The sequence below is a fragment of the Treponema sp. R6D11 genome (assembly GCF_054786075.1).
The window spans coordinates 1-387 of the sequence record NZ_BDHD01001104.1 but is presented as its reverse complement, the minus strand read 5'-3'; the positions used below and the strand labels follow the sequence as shown (position 1 = coordinate 387).

1 protein-coding gene is annotated in these 387 nt (G+C 32.0%); it reads right to left on the bottom strand.

Going from position 1 to position 387, the window contains the following annotated elements; translation table 11 throughout:
* Nucleotides 1-71: 71 nt before the first annotated feature.
* Nucleotides 72-233: a hypothetical protein gene (locus ACYVTD_RS17665; RefSeq protein ID WP_461248927.1), complete on the bottom strand. Its 162-nt coding sequence runs from the start codon at nt 231-233 to the stop codon at nt 72-74.
* Nucleotides 234-387 lie beyond the last annotated feature (154 nt).

Genomic DNA, 387 nt, shown 5'->3' with positions numbered 1-387 from the left:
AGTAAAAAAGTACGCCACTATCTTGCCTATACTCGGCTGAATACGGCGGGAAGCGGTGTAAACACCACCAATTAATAAGATAAAATATTTGTAGGGATAAAAAAGGCCACACGGCGCAAAATATTTTTTTCACCCCCCACGTTTGTTTTTTTTTTTATTTTTATTTTTTTGGGTTGTGATTTTTTTTTTTTTTTTGTTTTTTTTTTTTTTACTGCCCCTGCGTTTGTTTTCAACTAAATAACAAGAGGGAATTTTGTTTTTTGTGTGTTTTTTTTTTGTTAATTTTTTTCTTTTTATTATAAATAAAGTAAATATATTTTCGTTTGTGTTTTTTGTTTTTTTTGTGGCGGGGTTTTTTTGTGTGCTTTTGGGCGCGCCCCGCTGGGC